Genomic DNA, 17757 nt, shown 5'->3' on the forward strand with positions numbered 1-17757 from the left:
GTACTGCCGATAAGACGGAGTCAGATTGGCGCTCCTACCAGAGTCAGAAAACAGGCGAAGGAAATGATTCTCTGCCGGCCCTCCCGTTCCCCTTGTCGCTTGTTCCGCCATGGGAAAAGCTCGCCGAGCCTTCGGGACAACTGGGCGGAGAAATGGTCAGCGTTCGGCGCTCAATCCAAGCTTTATTACCCTGCCGCCGCGCACCTGCGAGCGGTGAAACTGTAGTCTTACCAGGGGAGTAAAAGTGCCTACTGCTCAACACCTTCATGTGCCCCGTCTATGCGTATTTGCAGGCGCGGGACTGTCAGCAGAAAGTGGTATATCGACGTTCCGCACCCGGAGACGGCATCTGGACCCAAGCGAGCATCGACGAAGTCTGTAACTTCACGACATGGCGCCGCAATCGCGAGGCGGTTTTCCGCTTCTATAACGAAAGAATTGCCGAGAAGCGGGACGCACGCCCAAACGAAGCGCATCAGATTCTCGCCGCATGGCAAAGAACCTGGGGCACAGAGCGGGTTCAGCTTATCACCCAGAATATCGATGACCTGCTTGAAAAGGCAGGGGCGCCGCATGTCGTACATCTTCATGGTGACATGCATTCGCTGCAATGCACTGCCTGCGATTTTCGCTTCGCCAACGATGGAGACGAGTTCCGTTCGGACGCGGCATGCCCGAAGTGCGGCGAAGTGGATGCGGTCAAGCCTGGCGTCGTGTTCTTCCACGAGCCAGCCCCTGAATACATGAACTTGCATCGCATGAAGGTGGAGATGACAGACAACGACTTGTTCGTCGCGATTGGGACGGCATTCGAGGTCGTCTCGCCCCAGAGTATGCTGCCTTGGGGGCGGCAGGACCGGCATGAGAGGAACTTTCTGATTGACCCGTCGCCAAGACGAACAGAGGTTTTTGGGGTTGTGGAGCCCGAGTGCGCTACGGTAGGCCTGCGCAATCTGGCAAATCGCATCACCAGTTTGATGACGACGTGCTGACCAGACAGACGTGTTAGCCGAAGTAAGCATTTGCGGGTCTCGGGAGGTTCGCCGTGACCTGCCTTAGCGACCGCCCGACAAACAATGCATACCCCTCGGACCGGTGAACAACGCACGCCGGTTTCCCAGCTTGCCTGGTATGGTTCTGGCACCCATGAAATCTCGTGCGTCGCGCCGCTGGCGCCAGCTTGACGCGGACGTTCGAATTCGCCTGCACCACGAACGCAGTTCGCGAATCATGGTTGCGGCGGAAAACTATTCCTCATCCATTTTCTCAAGCCGTTGGATAAACTCTTGGGCGCTCACCGGCTCGGACATGTTCGCGTCCTCTGCAGCTTCGTGAATCATGTCCACGAACTCGTCCGTATCCCGCGGATTACCCGCCCACGACAGTTCCCACAACACGGCATGGATGACCTGTGCGAGCGTCGGGTTCGGCAACTGAAATGTATGGAGCGTGCGCGTGATGTCCCGACTGTCAGCAACTGTCACCTCGGGGTTCAAACGCAGCGGAAGGTTGAAAATATGGCCGACCGGTGCGAACTTGATGGCCCACCGGATGCGGGTTCCCTTTTCGTATCGAAGATTACCATCCTCCATCACATCGTCGCGCAGTTCATAACCCACCCCGCCAACCCACAGCCGATGGACGCCGCGGAGCTCATCTGTCTCCCGGTCCTTTTCCCAGTCGTAGAACAGTTCAAGATATTCGATACCTGTCGGGTCGTACTCGCCCGTGCAAGCCTCTGCGTTGCCCTTTTTCGTCTCCTGCAAGTATTCCGCCGCATACACCCGTTTGAACATCTCGATGAGCAAAGGATTGCGGTCAAGCAGCGAAAAAATGTCGCGAACGTAAATCTCGCCACAGAATCGTACTGGCTCCATCATGTACGCAGCAGCGTTGTCGGTCGTGTCAGACGGGACGTATGCATCATCGCCCGTTGCCTCATCGCTCACCCAATGAAAATATTGGAGTTTGCCACCCGTCGTCAGCGTCAGTTCTCCCACTGGTTTCTCCTGTTTCATTCGTTCCTGGCTTGCGCCAAGACGTCTCGTCGGCGCGAACACAACATTTCCTGACGCGCGGATGCGCGCGCCGAACCAGCAGTCAGCGAAGGTACGCTCGGCCGAATATGGACGGCTGCCCCGGCACTACGGCTCCATCCAGCAAATACGTGATGCTTCCGCCCCATTCAAGTACTGGCGAATCGAGGCGTATGGCAGCACAACTGTCTTGCAGCAGGCTTGAACAACGTGCGCGGGTTCAGGGTAGACATAAAGCCCATCACGACCTAACCCAAGCCTGGCCGCGTCTATCGCGCTCTCAGAGTCCCCCGCCATATCATCCTCGATGACCGCAGAGCAGTCGCCACCATCGTGCGTCGCCTTGGCACTCAGAATGAGACGCCTTTTGATTACATCACGAATGTCCGTGCGCCATTTCACTGACCCACTGATACCTTCCTGCCATCCAACCTGGTAGAGCGTAAGCGTCGAGTAACGCTCTCCGGTAATAGCGTCGAACACGACCGGTCTAACGTCAGCCAACGGATAAGGTCCGCCACAATACTCGCTGACCGACACCTCGACCGAAAAAACTGACGGTGTGTCGAGCAGAACTGTAGCTCGCGACGAATAGGAGCCCGCACACTCGCCAGCATCCGCTTTGATTTCTCGGCGCAAATCCTTCACTGCGGCAACAAGTTCGTGTTGCGTCCGGGACTTTGCCACCGGGAAGGGCGCCGGCCGAATATCGACGGTAGCTGCAATACAGGTCCCCACCCTGGCAGTCACGACAGTCCACGCGATGAACCCCAAAAGGCGATTACGCACTATTCAAATGAATCAACGACAAAAGACAGGTGGAAAGGTCTCTTCTTGAGTTCGGGCGCCAGCTAAAGCGACAAGACGCCATCATTTGCCCACGGTGTCTGCAACATCCCGCCAATTGACCGCCAGAAGCGGCACCGTTGCATACCCACGTCGAACATATTCCGCCAGCAACGCGTCCCCCTCTCCCGCCAAACGCACTGCTGGAGGGCAGCCCAGCAAACAGGGAGCCCGTCGCTCGACGAGTTCGCCTACGGGCCAGGTCTCCGGCATACACCCCGCCAGTGCATGGCCAACGGGCAAACCAGTAGCCTCCCGGCTTGCATAGGCTTCACGCATTGAATCGAGGGGGAGGTCGACGAGCGATGCTCGGACAGAAAACAACTGTTCTTCACGCGGCATGGGGACAGGGGCTTGCCACCAGATGGCATTTTCATGCCGGAGAGCCAACAGGACCGCTTCGCTGGCAGTGCCGGGCAAGCGACCGAGCGTTGAACCACTACCTGCCAGGTAGCCATAGAAATCCGAGTATTGGCTCAACCACCCGCGCTCGCCGTCAAGGAACGCCGCGACGCCTCTCTTCCGACAGTAACTCGCGTGCGCGCAGATGTTACACGCTGGACCGTCGCCGACGCACACTACTTTGCGCGACGACCATCGCATCGCGTCGAGACGAGACCACGCGAAGTTCGACGCAAATACGGCCTCAACATAACGAAACGGCTTCCCTGACGCGACAGAGACTTTGCCATAAAAAGTCGCCGCCTCGCGGCGTTCCGCCTCGGACGGGAGGCGCAGCGTGCCACCACCGCTGACTACTCCGAGGCGCTGCAGAATGAGCACCCCCGGCGGCGTGACATCGCAAGTCAGGCCGAGTTTCCGGATAAGCGAGTCGGCGTGGTCGCTGTCCAAACTATTGAACGTTCCCACAAGCGCCGCATGCAGTTCCGGCTGCTGTTCCCCGCCATACATGCGGATGAACCGGCTGAAAAAAGCATGAAGGCTCCCAACCCTCGTGTCGCTGACAATGTCTTTCGCCGTGCGGGCGAACTGGACACATCTTGTGAAGTTGCATTTGAATCGCTGCGGGATGCCAGCCAGCCGGAAAATGCGCCTACGGTCGTGCGCGTCATAGCCAACGACCTGGTTCATGTCCTTCATGTACGGCAGCAGCAGTTCCAGGCGGGAATTGATGATGCGACACCGCCACTGGCTCCCGGGGGTGGTCTCGAATGAGTGCCCCCGCCAGTGTGGGTCTTGCCTCATGGTCGATTCCATCAGCGCTAGAAAGTAGCGCTCATCCGACGTGTCAGCAAGGCTTCGAAGGTATGCCAATCTGGCAACGTCCGAAGTCCGCATAACGTTGGCCTCCGCGTCGGCAAACAATTTCCCAAGGTCAGGCAATGATGAAGCCACAAAACTCCTTTTGATGTTCACGACTGCTCGATTTCCTCTGTCGATATCGAGGGCAGAGAGGTTGAGGATGCCCACGTCCTGCAGTGCTGGTTACAAGCCCTTCGACGCTGACGCTCGCCAACACAAGTGTCGACATGTATTAGGGCTGGAAATCCGAGATGGTACGCATACCGCTTCGGCAAACTCCTCCGCTACCTGTCTTTCAAAAGCTCGTCCAACGCCGACAGCGCTTCGACCGCACGCCCCTGAATGCCGACGCCCTTCGCTGGGTTGGTTACGGCCTCCCGCGCATTGATGCGGATGACGCGCGGACCATGGCGCTCACTGAACCGTCTTACGGTAGGCAGCGCTTTGCCCGCGCCGATTTCGACCACAGCGAGCCGAGCGACGCCCCCAAGCCAATGGTCCAACCTCGCCAGCTGCCTTTCAGTACGCGAATCGAGCCACGCCCAATCTCCGAACATCAGAATATTTTGTCTGGCCAGCGCACCGCAGCGCGGGCATTTTGGAAATGCGTTCTTGAGGTGACACGCGCGCTCGTCGACGTCGGGTGCGAAACGGGCCGCTGACCAGATGTCCACTGAACACGGCTCTGTGCATTGGAGGTGGTGAATGGAGCCATGACATTCCGCGATGGCGCTTTCCGGAAACCCGGCCTTCTGGAACTGACCGTCGACGTTGCTCGTAAAGACGAACGCTCCTCTACTCATCCCGTCTGCCCAGCGCTTCAGGATGGCAAAACCGGCGTGCGGCTCGATGCTCCGGTACAGCGCAAGCCGGTGGCCGTAGAAGCCCCAGGCAAGCGCGGGATTCTTCATGAAAGCATCCGGGTTGGCAATCGACTCGAAAGGGATTTTTGCCTCGCCCAGTGCGGGATAGGCGGCCCACATCCCCTGATTGCCGCGAAAATCCGGCAACCCCGAATCCACGCCCATCCCCGCCCCAGCGGTGATGAGCAGTCCATCCGCTTCGCGCAACCATCCGGCCGCCGTCTCGAGTGACTGAGCTTCTAGCGTCATTGCAACGCAACCTCGGGTTCATTGTTGATTCCGTAAGGAACATGACCGGTTGTGACGTGCCGTGACGCGGACTCACAATTGCGGACATGGTCGTCAAAGAAAATGTCCGGCTCAAATTCGGCCAGGAAGGGGGCTTTCGGCCGACCACCGAGAAACATCGCTTCGTCGACCGTGACGCCCCACGCCATCAGCGTACGAATGGCGCGTTCGTGCGCGGGCGCGCTTCGCGCGGTGACAAGCGCGGTCCGCACAGTAACAGTCGACCTGCGTCCGCGTTGGAGCCAGCAGAGCGCATCAAGGAAAGGCTTCAGCGGTCCCGGCGGCAGTGGTATACGGGCGTTGCGCACTTCATGGTCGATGAACTGCTCCAACTGCATCAGCCTGAAGATACGTTCCGCCTCGTCACTAAACAGGACGGAATCGCCGTCGAAGGCGATTCGCAATTCGCCGTTGTTCCGAAGACGAGTTCCCGCCGATGCGGGATAGACTCGTGCGGCCGGAAACCCTCCCGCCATCGCGGCCCGTACGTCAAGAGCATTGACCGACAGAAACAGGTTCGCGCCGAGCGGACGCAGGTAGCGATGCGGCGCAGCGCCGCTGGTGAAGATAGCGCGGCTGATTGCCAGCCCATGATGACGGGCGGAGCCGAAGACCCGCAGGCCGGTCACCGGGTCATTGCGCGAAAGAATGGCCACTTCGACATCATTTCCACCTTCACCGCTGAATGCAAGGAGCTTTCGCACAAGCGGGAAAGCAGCGCCCGGCTGAGCGGGAAGGTCGAGCTTCCTCTCCTGCAGCGCGCGGTACGCAGCCGGGTCGGCCTCTCGAAAAACGAGGTTCTCTTCTTCGAAGTCGAAGAGCGCTCTTGCAGAAACCGCGACGATAACCTTTCCGTTCGTACCCAACGCAGCCTCCCGACTTCGAAAGAGTTTCATCCTACTGCCGATTTCGGACACTTCATGTCTCACGCAAACAGCGCGTCTGCCGCGCTCTTACCTGCTTTATGTGCTACAGCGCCAGGCAACGAAGAGATGCCGAGCCCGCAGCACCACAGGCCGGCATCCGCCAAGACCGTCCAGGAAGACACGGGCCTCGAGCGAACGTGTCGCCGCAGGGCGGTTCTCGAGAGCCACAAAAATGTGAGTCCGCCAGTGGCGGACGAGCGCCTGCGGGTCACTGCTGGATAGGAGCGAGTTGCAATGGCCGCGCGGGAACCGAGTCAGCTTACAAGCTTGAGTACAGTCTTGTGCCGGACCGTTGCGTTTCGCGGCGCCCATTCTTTGAGGAGCCGCTCGTATTCGGCCCGATACTCACGCCCACGGGCAATCAGGAATTCGCGCTCAACCGCCGCTTCATCATCTTTGCCAGAGTAAATGAGTGCAGCGTAAAGCGCCGCCCTGACCTGGATGTACAGCAGGTGCGTCCTGCTATGGGGGGCCAGCCGCAGGCGGCAATTTTCCGGATAACTGGCGCCGCTCGCACTGAGCGTCGCCCGCGCCTTTGATTCCGCGATGTCGTACTCGCCAGCAATCATATGTCCGGCAGCCCCGAATGCCGCCGCTGCAAGCAAGCCAGGCCGGTCAACAAATTCGTCAGCGGCCGCGTCAAGCTGGAATATGTCTTGGCGCAAGAGGCTAAACGCGTCGAAGTCCTCATCAGCCAGACGGGCCGCGTGGCACGGCTCCAGATAGGCATAGCGCTCACCGTTGACCATATCGGTCCGATAACTATATATCGGCTCCGCAATGGGCAAAAACGGACTCGGCCCCATCAAGGCCTGCCAGTGCGTCGCCCCGAAGAGCTCTGCAACCACTTGGCAGGCCGTAGGTGCATCAATCCTCAGCGCTATCTCAAGGCGTCTGGCGAAGGTCCGAATGCTGACTCTTGGCACCGGTGCTACCGGCAAATCGCGCGGGTCGGGCTCGAAGCACCCCGGCAACACGTCGATGAGCTCCCATGCATAGTCTTCGAGGTCTTGTTGCGTACTGACTGCTCCGAGCGCTTTCTCTGTTTCCCTCCAGGTCCGCATTACGCAGGTCGCACTGATGGCATCAAGACTGCATTCCCGGCTCAGACCCGGCAGCAACATCTGTAGGCGCAATGCCTTCGTTTCCAGTCGCCGTTTCAGCTCCCCAAGGAAATCTTGTGTTGCATCAGCCTTCCACGTTGGCAGCTTTAACGCGGTGGCGAGCAGACAAAAGCGTTCGTACAATCCGGTCCTCCGTTATCGCCCATCCAGAAACAGTTTCAGGTCCGAGCGGCTTGCATCCCAAGGGGTCGCGCAGCCCGGTTGAGCTTCCACGCATCCCCGCACGCAAGGCTGCAAGGTCCATAGCCGACCGGGTCAACTACGGGCGCGATTTTCGAAGTAGAAGTCATCAGCCTGACGTTTCCAGGTATTCAGTTCTTCTCCCCGCTTTTGGTCGGCGAAGCCATGATGCGGAATGTACCAGCCGCGGTCGATTCGGATGGCGACTACGTCATCCTCGGGTCCAAGCAACTCATTGTGCTTTGGAAATCCGCCAATGTCGCCTGGCGAAAAATGGGTTTCGGTGTGAAGCAGATAGAAGTTCGCCCCGACGTGAACGTACGGCTCAAACCGCGCTGTCGCGCGAGCGCGAGACGGCTCGGCTGTGTAGTACTTCAGGGTGGCCTCCCACAAAGCCTGAAGTGCCGCTTCCATCTTGGATGCGCGGGTCTTGGGATTGCCGTCCGCTATCGAAAACCAGATGGCGTAGCTTGCAACGTTATTAGCCGACATTGCTTCGTTCCCCCGTGAAAATTCCCTGGTTACACAGTTGCATAGCTCACCGCCGTATAAATCTGAGCTTCCGGCAGCCGTACTCTATGGTCTCTATATAGTTACGCTCACTGGAGCCCACGACTGATGGCGTCGCGCGCTGTTATGCAATCGTGTGCGCGACACACGTCTATCCTCTTGACGAGACCGACGTCACGTGAAACAAACGCAGCGAGACTTCAGCGGCCAGTTGACGCATTATGAGGCCGGGTTGAGACATTTCATGTCTTATAAGGATGGCGGCTGCGGCGTCGGTCTGCCAAATTGCCTCGAACGGACAGGTGCGCCGGCGGCTGTCCCTCGCCGGGAACAACAGCATCAGGTGCAGAACGCCCCATCATGCATCACCTTTTGCGCCTGCTGTCGACTACATAAGCTTCCGGCGCCGCATCGGGTCGTCCCGGCACCATTGCCAAGAAGAAACATTCAGCAATTGCGACACCAGATGTCTCAATCCGGATGAATACTGTCGACCTAGCCCACGTCAGAGGGACATTCCCCGATGCCGTTCGACCGGGAGCTCGCCGCCCAATATTTTCATGTCCAGCCCAAACCGGAAGCGTGGCACCACAACCCGACGAAAGAAAAAAGCCATACCCGCTCGGCCGCCGCACAAGAAAAACGTTCTCGTGTAGTTATCGAGGCACGAGGGAATGCCATTGGCTGTGACGCGACCAGAACAACTTTCAAGACGCACGCTGGAGCCTGAGAGAATGACCCAACCCCATCCCCGCATCGCCTTCCTAGCCGACCTGCTCGGACTACGTCCGCCAGAAGGAGGCAGCGAGCGAAGCCTGACAGAGCTGGTATTAGGCAGACTTGAGAAGAAATGCCAACGCTTGCGCGATGAATTGCCCGGTCTCACATTTTCCGCGAGTGAGGCGACTATCGCGCGAGCTTGCGCCATTCCGAAATGGCGGCTACTTATACACGAGCTCGCGGAACCTACATGCTTTACGAGGTTCCCAAGCGGGCGCTGGTCTGTCGCGGACGTTCTACCGGCTGCTGTCGACGTCGACAGCATCGAAGTTCCGTTGAACGACGGTCAGCGACTTTATGCGCGGCACTTCGCCATGAGACTCGCTAAGGCACTTGCTCTCGAACAACCCGCTGCCCACGACCTGGCCGCACGCCTTTACGGAGCAGAAAGCTGGCTGGCTCTGGTTGGGAATATTCCGTTCCTCGCGCCTGATGAACCCCTATACACGTACCGAAAGACTGACCCCGGGACAGATGCGAGGGCCGCACTGCACTCTTCGACGGGATGTGTACGGTTGGCCGCAGAGCTTACGGCGCTCACATACCTTGCACACCCGGACGCCAGAGCGCATGCAGCACGCCACGCACTCACCCGAAGGCCGGATTTTCTGACCGCCGCACGCATCGCCGTGGACGCGCTTATCGAACAGGGGGCGGACCAGGAGGCTTTGGATTGCGCGAATCGCACGTTGCGCGCCGTATCCAGAACCATCCCCCCAGCCTCTCCAAGCCTTGATTCGTCCAGTGCCGCGAACATCGAATATTTCCGGCTGCGTTGCGCCCGTATCATCGCGCTTAGGCAGCTTGCGCAGTTTGACAATGCCGACGATGAGAAAGTGGAACTGGTTGCGGAGCTCGTCGCGGCAGGTGCACGAGGCGAGGCGTTGGCAACGCAGTGGCTCGCTGAATATAGCGCCGCTCAGGGGCTTTGGCCGCAAGCAACCACGTGCCTGTGATACAGGTCGCGACATGGAGAGCAGCATGACAGTAACCGCCGGCAAGCTGATTTTCCTTAGCGTCGAGTATGTCCGCACCGCGCGGTATCGCACGCGACGCCAAACCGAGAGCCATCGCACCCCGCGCTATCACGTGCGATACCAACTGGAGAACCAATCTGCTCATGAGGCGATGGTCGGCCCAAATCCACGACAGTATCTCGTGGCTCACATTCGTGCGAGCAAGCTCGGGGACATAGTCGAGGTGAGGCTATCCAAAAGCGGGACCGACATCGTCGATTGGACAAACAGAACAGACGAAGAGCTTATGAGGGACTTTGGCGGAACGTGGTTCGAGCAGTGTGATTTGTGAATGACAAAAGCAAACAAAATGGCCAGTCAGCTAGGCGTAGCCGAGAACCGAGACTGAGTGGCAGCGGTTCGAATCGCAAGGCCCTCGGGCTGACGAGACGTCTAACATTTGAGACACGGTTTGTCTTGTTCTCAGCTTACGATTCAATATCAACACGAGACGGAGAAAGTGAACAAGGTGAGCTACAAGCGATTCTTTGCGCTCTGTGAGGTCGTTGGCCTTCCCGCGCCCGGCACCGTCAAGGCCGAAAAGCTAATTGAGATAATCGAAAAACGTCTGCTCATCAAGAGCGAACGCCTCTCTCAGGAAGTCGAGGGTCTGAGCTTCGAGGGCGCCCGGGATGCAGTGGCCGCAGCCTGTCAGTCTATTCACTGGGAACGGTTGACCAGGGCGTACGGAGCAATTCGCAATCAGCAGTACCTGGTCAATGGAGCGTGGGACGTCATCAGCAGCCTGCCGGCAACGTTTGAGCCAAAGCCCGAAGACATTCCGCTCAATGCGATGCGCCGCATAATCATCCGGGAGTTCGCATCCGGTATGCAGGCAGCACTCCGGCTCGAAGCGCCGGCTGCTCACGACCTCACGGCGCGACTGTACGGAGTACCGGACTGGTTCACACTGACGGGACCGCGTGTAGTCATGTGCCCGGCCACGCCACTCTACCAGTATCGCGAACGCGCCACCGTCGACGGAACTGTCGCATTCCTCGAGCCAAGCTCTGCCGCATTGATTGCCGAAGAAGAAATTGAGGCGGAGACTGCCCTATGGAACGCGGATAGGCGCGCCGACATCGCAATGCACCACCTCGCCCACCGCGCCGACCTATTGGCGGCAGGCGCAATTGCGTGTTCGTCGGCAATCGCAGCAGGAAGGTACGAGCAGGCACTATTCTGCGCGAACCGCGTCATTCAAGCCATGAAGCCGGTGCTCCCTGCTGAGCTTGCCCCGCTTTCGACTCGCTGGCGCAGCAACCAGTACTGGCGGGAGGTCTTAGGAGCGTGGGTTGCCGCTGTTCGCAAACTTGGCCCGGCTGCAGAAGTGTCGCGCCGTCAAACGCGTTACGCATTCCGCGCCCTTGAAACATTTTGCGCAACGGACAGCGTCCGAGGACCGGCCTTCCCGCCCACACCGCTCGCCGACCGCAGCGCATTCAGACTCGTCTTACGTGAAGTTTAAAATCGCATTGTATGTAAGACTCGATGACACAACGCTCTAGCGACCGCAGACTGCCCTGGTTGCCGAGTTCGACGCAGTCGGCACTTCGGGGGCGCCCCAAGTGACACGGTGGCTACTGACCATGACACCCAGCCGAGCCATCGGGTAGCAAGCAATGACGTCACGACGATGCAGTTGACGATGCGAGGAACCCAATGGCAGTGACTGCCGGCACGCTTGTCTTCATTTCCGTCGAGTTTGTTCGCACCGCCCGGTATCGCACGCGACGTCAAACCGAGAGCCATCGCACGCCACGCTATCGCGTGCGATTTCAGCTCGAAGACCAAACGGCCCACGAGGCGATAGTCGGCCCGAGTCCGAGACAAGGTCTGGTGGGGCGTCTACGCGGAAGCAGGCCCGGCGATATGGTTGAGGTCCTCCTCTCAGAGGACGGAAAAAGCATCGTCGACTGGACAAACAAGACGAAGGACGAACTGTGGAAGGACTTCGACGGGACATGGTTCGAAAGCGACTTTTGAGCGCAAGCGTGAATGCCGAGAACGCGTCTCACAAAATTGGACCAAGCCGCTCGCGTTCGGAGCGAACTTATTACGGAGCTCGAGGAGCCCCGAGCTGACGCTACCGCTATTGTCTCAACGTAGCTACTAACTATGACGCCCACCTGGCGACGATGCTCATTGAAGGCCAACAGCATTATTCAAGATTTCGTCCTTCGTGCCGACAACGTATAGGTTAGCGAGCGGAAGCTAGATGGACTTCTCGAAGCTCAAAAAAATTCTTGTCAACCAATTTATGGAGTGGCCAATGAGAGGGATAGGCGCGCGCGTGCTTTTCCACGATTTTTTTGTCGGGGAACTAAAGCCGAATCGAATGGCGGGGAACAACGTCGTCTTCGAGGGAACCGACCCACGAGGCACCGCAACAGTTATCCGCGACCAGGTTATGGGTGTTCACAACCCCCTGTCGTCCAACCCTCCACAATGGCAAGCTGCCCAGAACCATGCAAAAAGCGTGGCAACGACTATGAAGGGCTTACTAGGGCTTGGCGGACCGGAAAGGGACCACGTCGCTCTCGAGGTGAGAAGTACCGTCCAGAGAGTGCCCGCAATGCCTTTTCCGCAAGCGTTGGATTACATCGCATCGGCAGTGCAGCCGAACGTAAGAGAGCGGCGCCCAATCTCCGGTATATCGAAAATGCTCCAGCTATATCCTGGATATTCGGAACAGGCCGTGATTTACGACAGCATGGTAACAAGCGTTCTAGCATCGATGGGTATGCCTCGCGTTCAGGGAAACGCTCGAGACCTAGCTCATCTTCAGAACTATTGTTCCTTGGTCGCGGACCTGCTCACTGTTCCACTGCTGTTCAACGATTTCCGGCCAGCTGGAACCAGTCAAAAGTTGGACCCTGCAGATATGAGCCAAGAATTGCGTGCTAGTCCGCTTGACGGTTACTCCGCGATAGGCGGTCACCTCACGAGGCAAGGACCTGTGGGACCGGAGTGGATTAGCATCGAGGAGTTTTTCAACCATCCGGATGTTGTCTTTGAGGTTAGCAACAGCCATCCGTGGGCAGCAAAATTGTCGGCCTTCATGAATCGACGCGGCTTGGACCGCGTGCTATGGCACATGGGAGCTATCGACGGACTTTTAGCGGCGCCGTCAGTTGCTGCTCCGGCCCCTACCACGCCATCTTCTACAGCGCCCTCTGCGACGACGACCGTCAACCCGTAACTGTTTGCTTGCGCCGCCTACCAGTTGCCAGTGGCTTACTCGAGCACTGTGTGGCGGCGACTCACGCCTATCCTCAAGCTGGCTCCAATGGGCGTTGGGGCTTCAACGGCGCTCTGCTTGGCATCGGAAATTCTTTTTGCAAGTGATTCAATTTTGTACGGTATTCCCTCTGTTTTTTTACGAGCGGCGACCAGTTGTTGACGTCCAGCGTTCAAACGTTCTTACTGGCCCGTCCTCGTCTGCCCCCCCGTGAGGTTCTCGCGGACATGGTGAACGCCTTTCCCCATGCCGCCTCTAACTTTTTCAGTTAGCGGATTCTTGTACCATGCCAAGGCCTGGTCGAGACAAGCCTGATATTTTTCAACCCATTCCTGGTTAACCATGTCGCGGAACTGCGGGTCTGATTGCCTTGCACAATGCCGAATTTGGACAGCCGACGGGAGAAAGCAGCCGACGCGGAAAGGGCCGTTCGGCATTAGGGAGCACTCGTCGCATTGCGCAGCCGCGGCTGTCTTCCGTCGGGAGGCACAGTTTAGTGCGCCGCCATGCCCCCTAAACGGCTGTCAAGCAAGACAACAACCAGGAGCAACAGTTTCGCTTTGCTTCGAAGAAGCACTATGGTTGCCCGAGCGTGTGTGGTCGCTTCTGTGCAACTGGCTCAGGCCAGTTCCTCAACCGGTCGCGTGACAACTGTCGCGGGCGTCGCACTGTCCGTCACGTTGACCGTAAGACCGAGCCCACGTAATTCGCTGATGATATTGTCGATGCGAGCTTCGACGAAGTTCAACAGAGCGTCGGCCGGCAGTTCATCAAGCGAGGCAATACGCGCCAGGTCCGTGCCAATCAGGTGGCTCTCCATGACTTTGTTAAACGCTTCGCCCACGTAGTCCTTCAGGTAGTCGACCGGATTTTGGTCGCTGATGTCAAGGTTCGTAATCTGGGTGAGATAGGCGATGTTCATTAGACTGTTACCCAGTTGTTTACCATGCAGGAACGAATCCCGCTCGACAAAGGCGCGCGGAAAAACGTGATGAAGATTGGGCTGGTCTGTTGCCTGATAGTACGTATTGGCCAGCACTCGCTCGTGTGGCGGGGCCCAGTCGCGAGGCTCTTGGCTTGCGAAAAAGCCCACGACAGCACGGTAAAACCGCGATTTCGAGTTATAGCTTGACGTGCGCAGGTCAGCCTTGTCCAGTTCGAGCGTGCTGAATGATGGAATTGACGGCGAGGTTGCTGCTGCGTTCGACGCTGCGATGAGTTCTCGTGCCTGCGCCCACATCTGGCTCGTGCCGCTGAGCAGGTCTTTCTGGTGGAACGACACCGTCCAGAAATAGCGCCGCAGCAGCGAATAGTCGGGTCTTTCGATATTGTAGAAGTACGCGGCGAGGACCATGTAGAGATAACGGTACGGAACCAGTCCGGGGCCGCCGAGATGAAGCTGGTGGTGTAGGAAATGAAACGTCTCGCGAAAAGCGTAGGTCGCACGCTCCCAGACGTGTTCCACGTGGTCGGCTCGTAACTGCGGCAAATACCGGTCGGTGATGTTCTCAACGTCGCACTGATTCCCGAACTGAAACTTCACAACGACTGCAAGCATCTGCAGGTAATCCAGGTCGCTCAGATTCCGGTAAGGACTCTGACTCATTTGCGGACTATCGCGGAAGGCGTCGAACATTTCGCGCAGATAGAATGGCAAAAGGCCTTTGCCGGGTTCAGCGGGACGATAGGTCTTTGCCACCACGATATCGAATATATTGAGCGGCTTGCCGCCAGTGTTCACGCGCGCGAAAATCTCGCACACCTCGGCAACCTGAATGCCATTCAGCTCGATAATCGAAAGTCGATAGTTGCTGAAGAGCGCCATGAAACGCCGCAAGCTTTCGCGTGCCGGGTGGCTGAATTCGTAGCCAAGTTTCTCGAGAGCGCTTTCAACGCCTAGATAATTTTCCAGCACATCCTGAAGTTTGACGATTTTTCGCGCTGCGTAGCGCTCCCGGAGCTCGGGGTCTTCAAGAATCTCCTGCGCGAAAAGAAAGCGTTGCCGGTAGCTCACGTCATCAACGTCACTAGAATCCCCCACGGTGAGGTCGACACACAACTGGGGATTGAAGCCTGGACGGCCTGCAATAGCGCCACCGAAAATTGAGGTAAAGAGCGCCGTGGTGCGCTGCTGACCGTCTAGCAGGTAATGAAATTCTCTCAGCGGCTCGTCCGAGCCAATCTCAACACCGCCAATGGCGCGGTGGCGATGCAACTGGATATCGGTACGCCAAACAAGGATGCTCCCGAGAGGGTAGAACTTGTAAAGGCTGTCCCACAGCTTTTTGACGTTTTCGGCTTCCCAGACGACGTCGCGCTGAAATGTGGGAATCTGATATCGGCGTTCTCGGAGGTTGTTCAGAAACTTGCTGATGGTCAGGTCCGTGGGCAGGATGCGGTTCGCATAGGTGCTCGTGACCTTTCCCGGACTGCCACTGGCGGGTGCGACGAGGTCGTCAAGAGACTGGATTTCGGCTGATGTGCTGGTCATGCGTCCCCCGGAAAATATGAAAGCCTCTTCGCCGTGCAAAAAGGCGTGTTTATATGAAGGCGTTACGCTATCACAACCCAGTCCACACTCCCAGCCGGCTACTTCTCGCACGAGCGCATCGATTTTCCGCAGAGCGGCCCGCGCTTGGCCATAGCCGGAAAAGCCGAAGCCGCACGATGCGGCATAAGGCGCCGGAGCAAAGCTCAGTCGAAGCAAAAAGTTCGAGGCAATTGAACTTGGGGATGCGTCTCGCCATTGACAACGTGAGCCTTCTGGGTCGATGACATCGCGCTCAAGAGCTGGTTGAGGTGGAAAAGATGGATTCTCGATGATATGAGGCTTCCTTAACGGAATCATTGGGGACATGCCATCGCCTACAGATGCCGCACTCGACGACGCGGTGGACCGACGTTGCCAGGTGCTTTTTCATATTATCGTGGGACGGCCAGCGGAGGTTTCTCGCCGCACTTGGTATGAATTGCGCTGCTGCCCAGGTACGATGGGCTGGCTGCAGTGCTCGGCGGATTTGGCCAACTTCACCTTGCAACGAATCGCGGTGCAGGCACTGGAAGAAGAGAAGTGCACGGCCCGAGTCCGCACCGGGCGTTTAACGAAAGGCATCCATTCAAAACCTCGTTCCGATTGGAGCGTTGTTAGTAACCTTCACGGTATGGAGGTATCAGCCAAGGCTCTCCATACGGTGCGCTCTCACGGCACCGGCCAAGCACTGGCAATACGCGGACCCGGCGAGAGGGAAACTTGTATGTTCGAAAGGGCCAACCCATACTTGACGATATTGAATCCCGCCAGACCCACTTCTGGTGGCCGGCATGTTCAAAGCGGTCTTTCGCCCTGAAACACGAAAATAAAAAAAATCGAGCCACCGAATGTCTCAACCCCAGCGCACACTAACGTCTTGGAGAACATTCAAGATGGCGCTCGACCAGGAGCTCGCTACTCAGTATGCAAATGTGCTGCCCGCACTCGAGGCGTGGTAACGCAATCCGGCCAACGAAAACACCGATATCGTTCTCGACGTCGCGGGCATTCGCGGCGTCGGAACGGGCACAATAGAGGCAACAACATTGCACATCAAGGAGGTCCCAGCTTGAACGACACCCCCGCCCTGAGCGCAGAGTTCAGTCGTCTGGCCTTTCGATTGGAGAGCATGTTTCACGTCGACACGATGCTCGACGACGGCCGCCTGCCTGCAGATATCAGGAAGGCATTCACGGACGATTTCGACTCGGTGATGCTTGCACTGCGCCGCGATTTCCTCGGAGGACGGGCAGACCAACCCGCCAACGCGGAGCAGTTGCACCAGAAGATTGAATCCTTTATCGAGGACGAGAACGGCGAGCTTGGCTGGCTGGTCAAGGCCCGGCAGCGCGAGTTCGTCGTAGTCGGCAATGGCGAAGTTCACTTTTCTTGGGCGCCGGTGCGCACCGCCTGGTTTCACGCACCGAGCTACGAGGCCGCACAACGCGCGGCGCTCGAGTGGGCAGAACGGTATTCGCGAGAAGTCTGGGGCGAGGCGGAGGACGACGAAGCCTGAGCCACTTGGCGGGTCGCGGTCCCTAATCAGCATGATGCCAGCGAAAAAGAGACAAAGTTTGTCCCGTTTGTGCTCGACAATTCTGTTCATTGACAAGAGGAGACTAGATGACCGGCACGCCCATTCAATGCTTCATCCGTTGCAACGCTCTGTCGGTGCGCCTCGAGCGCATCATGCATCTCGATTCCATGCTCGTCGACTGGCGCTTCTTTGACCCGACGCGTTCGGAAATCGAAGCAGAACTGTCCGATGCGCGAGATGCCCTTCTCGCCGGCGGCTTGCACCTGCCCGGCCTTGAAACGGCAAACACCATCGACGACTTCGAGGAAATCCTGCATAACAGCGTATTCGACCGGGAGCAGGTGCTCGGCTTCCTCGTCAAGGCGCGCCAGCCGTACTTCCAGGTAGATGGCGAGCGGCTCGGTTATTCTTGGGAAGTGAGTCGCGACCAGTGGTTTTACGCACTCACCTTCGAAGACGCACTCGAGAAGGCCTGTACCTGGGGCCAAGCCTTCCACGACGAGGCTCGGGCTCGGCACGCGGAGAGCAATAAGCCGCGTCTGTTCAGGCTGCGGCATTCACGTCCCCGGTGATACCGAACCGCGTCGACGAAAAGCAGGACAAGCAGAACGACTAAG

The 17757-nt window shown here is 58.0% G+C and carries 16 protein-coding genes; 8 read left to right on the forward strand and 8 right to left on the reverse strand.

The features are described from left to right. Nucleotides 1–266: 266 nt before the first annotated feature. On the forward strand, nt 267–992 hold the full coding sequence (locus AB6809_RS10950; RefSeq protein ID WP_244814142.1) for a Sir2 family NAD-dependent protein deacetylase: 726 nt from the start codon (nt 267–269) through the stop codon (nt 990–992). 255 nt (nt 993–1247) lie between these two features. On the opposite strand, the gene AB6809_RS10955 is transcribed toward AB6809_RS10950, so the two are convergent. From AB6809_RS10955 to AB6809_RS10985, 7 genes are all read right to left on the reverse strand, one after another. After that, complete coding sequence (locus AB6809_RS10955) at nt 1248–2018, reverse strand: hypothetical protein (RefSeq protein ID WP_371026625.1); 771 nt, start codon at nt 2016–2018, stop codon at nt 1248–1250. Nucleotides 2019–2144: 126 nt separating this feature from the next. Further along, nucleotides 2145–2723 (reverse strand): hypothetical protein, encoded by a 579-nt coding sequence (locus AB6809_RS10960; protein WP_244814144.1) that lies wholly within the window; start codon nt 2721–2723, stop codon nt 2145–2147. 183 nt (nt 2724–2906) lie between these two features. Beyond that, nucleotides 2907–4313 carry a hypothetical protein gene (locus tag AB6809_RS10965; protein WP_244814145.1) on the reverse strand — a complete coding sequence of 469 codons (1407 nt, stop codon included), beginning with the start codon at nt 4311–4313 and terminating at the stop codon, nt 2907–2909. Between the two features lie 116 nt (nt 4314–4429). Then, nucleotides 4430–5257 carry an NAD-dependent deacetylase gene (locus AB6809_RS10970; RefSeq protein ID WP_371026626.1) on the reverse strand — a complete coding sequence of 276 codons (828 nt, stop codon included), beginning with the start codon at nt 5255–5257 and terminating at the stop codon, nt 4430–4432. After that, the gene (locus tag AB6809_RS10975; RefSeq protein ID WP_244814147.1) at nt 5254–6192 is read right to left on the reverse strand and encodes a 5'-nucleotidase; all 939 of its coding nucleotides are present in this window, start codon (nt 6190–6192) and stop codon (nt 5254–5256) included. The genes AB6809_RS10970 and AB6809_RS10975 overlap by 4 nt, the downstream gene beginning before the upstream one ends. 284 nt (nt 6193–6476) lie before the next feature. Next, nucleotides 6477–7469, reverse strand: coding sequence for a hypothetical protein (locus AB6809_RS10980; RefSeq protein ID WP_244814148.1), 993 nt, complete (start codon nt 7467–7469; stop codon nt 6477–6479). Between the two features lie 132 nt (nt 7470–7601). Next, nucleotides 7602–8018, reverse strand: coding sequence for a hypothetical protein (locus AB6809_RS10985; RefSeq protein ID WP_244814149.1), 417 nt, complete (start codon nt 8016–8018; stop codon nt 7602–7604). Nucleotides 8019–9331: 1313 nt separating this feature from the next. On the opposite strand from AB6809_RS10985, the gene AB6809_RS10990 reads away from it, so the two are divergent. The 5 genes from AB6809_RS10990 (at nt 9332) to AB6809_RS11010 (ending at nt 13034) form a co-directional block, all read left to right on the forward strand. Further along, nucleotides 9332–9772: a hypothetical protein gene (locus tag AB6809_RS10990; protein ID WP_244814151.1), complete on the forward strand. Its 441-nt coding sequence runs from the start codon at nt 9332–9334 to the stop codon at nt 9770–9772. A gap of 25 nt (nt 9773–9797) precedes the next feature. Beyond that, the gene (locus AB6809_RS10995) at nt 9798–10124 is read left to right on the forward strand and encodes a hypothetical protein (protein ID WP_244814152.1); all 327 of its coding nucleotides are present in this window, start codon (nt 9798–9800) and stop codon (nt 10122–10124) included. A 168-nt stretch (nt 10125–10292) separates the two neighbouring features. Beyond that, entirely contained in the window at nt 10293–11300 is a 1008-nt protein-coding gene (locus tag AB6809_RS11000) for a hypothetical protein (RefSeq protein WP_371026627.1), read from the forward strand. Between the two features lie 194 nt (nt 11301–11494). Beyond that, on the forward strand, nt 11495–11818 hold the full coding sequence (locus AB6809_RS11005; RefSeq protein ID WP_371026628.1) for a hypothetical protein: 324 nt from the start codon (nt 11495–11497) through the stop codon (nt 11816–11818). Between the two features lie 232 nt (nt 11819–12050). Then, nucleotides 12051–13034 carry a hypothetical protein gene (locus AB6809_RS11010; RefSeq protein WP_371026629.1) on the forward strand — a complete coding sequence of 328 codons (984 nt, stop codon included), beginning with the start codon at nt 12051–12053 and terminating at the stop codon, nt 13032–13034. Nucleotides 13035–13692: 658 nt separating this feature from the next. On the opposite strand, the gene AB6809_RS11015 is transcribed toward AB6809_RS11010, so the two are convergent. After that, entirely contained in the window at nt 13693–15930 is a 2238-nt protein-coding gene (locus tag AB6809_RS11015) for a DUF262 domain-containing protein (protein WP_371026630.1), read from the reverse strand. Nucleotides 15931–16672: 742 nt separating this feature from the next. On the opposite strand from AB6809_RS11015, the gene AB6809_RS11020 reads away from it, so the two are divergent. Next, the gene (locus AB6809_RS11020) at nt 16673–17119 is read left to right on the forward strand and encodes a hypothetical protein (protein ID WP_371026631.1); all 447 of its coding nucleotides are present in this window, start codon (nt 16673–16675) and stop codon (nt 17117–17119) included. A 107-nt stretch (nt 17120–17226) separates the two neighbouring features. Then, nucleotides 17227–17712, forward strand: coding sequence for a hypothetical protein (locus AB6809_RS11025; protein WP_371026632.1), 486 nt, complete (start codon nt 17227–17229; stop codon nt 17710–17712). The last annotated feature ends 45 nt before the right edge of the window (nt 17713–17757 follow it).

Origin of the sequence: Paraburkholderia sp. RCC_158, assembly GCF_041355255.1 — a bacterium.
In the GTDB taxonomy this organism is placed as follows: domain Bacteria; phylum Pseudomonadota; class Gammaproteobacteria; order Burkholderiales; family Burkholderiaceae; genus Paraburkholderia; species Paraburkholderia graminis.

Bases quoted from the DNA above. Each gene is read 5' to 3' on its own strand.
- AB6809_RS11025 (WP_371026632.1), top strand. From the start codon at position 17,227: ATGACCGGCACGCCCATTCAATGCTTCATCCGTTGCAACGCTCTGTCG.
- AB6809_RS10975 (WP_244814147.1), bottom strand. From the start codon at position 6,192: ATGAAACTCTTTCGAAGTCGGGAGGCTGCGTTGGGTACGAACGGAAAG.
- AB6809_RS10955 (WP_371026625.1), bottom strand. From the start codon at position 2,018: ATGAAACAGGAGAAACCAGTGGGAGAACTGACGCTGACGACGGGTGGC.
- AB6809_RS10985 (WP_244814149.1), bottom strand. From the start codon at position 8,018: ATGTCGGCTAATAACGTTGCAAGCTACGCCATCTGGTTTTCGATAGCG.
- AB6809_RS10970 (WP_371026626.1), bottom strand. From the start codon at position 5,257: ATGACGCTAGAAGCTCAGTCACTCGAGACGGCGGCCGGATGGTTGCGC.
- AB6809_RS10950 (WP_244814142.1), top strand. From the start codon at position 267: ATGTGCCCCGTCTATGCGTATTTGCAGGCGCGGGACTGTCAGCAGAAA.
- AB6809_RS10995 (WP_244814152.1), top strand. From the start codon at position 9,798: ATGACAGTAACCGCCGGCAAGCTGATTTTCCTTAGCGTCGAGTATGTC.
- AB6809_RS11005 (WP_371026628.1), top strand. From the start codon at position 11,495: ATGGCAGTGACTGCCGGCACGCTTGTCTTCATTTCCGTCGAGTTTGTT.
- AB6809_RS11010 (WP_371026629.1), top strand. From the start codon at position 12,051: ATGGACTTCTCGAAGCTCAAAAAAATTCTTGTCAACCAATTTATGGAG.
- AB6809_RS11015 (WP_371026630.1), bottom strand. From the start codon at position 15,930: ATGTCCCCAATGATTCCGTTAAGGAAGCCTCATATCATCGAGAATCCA.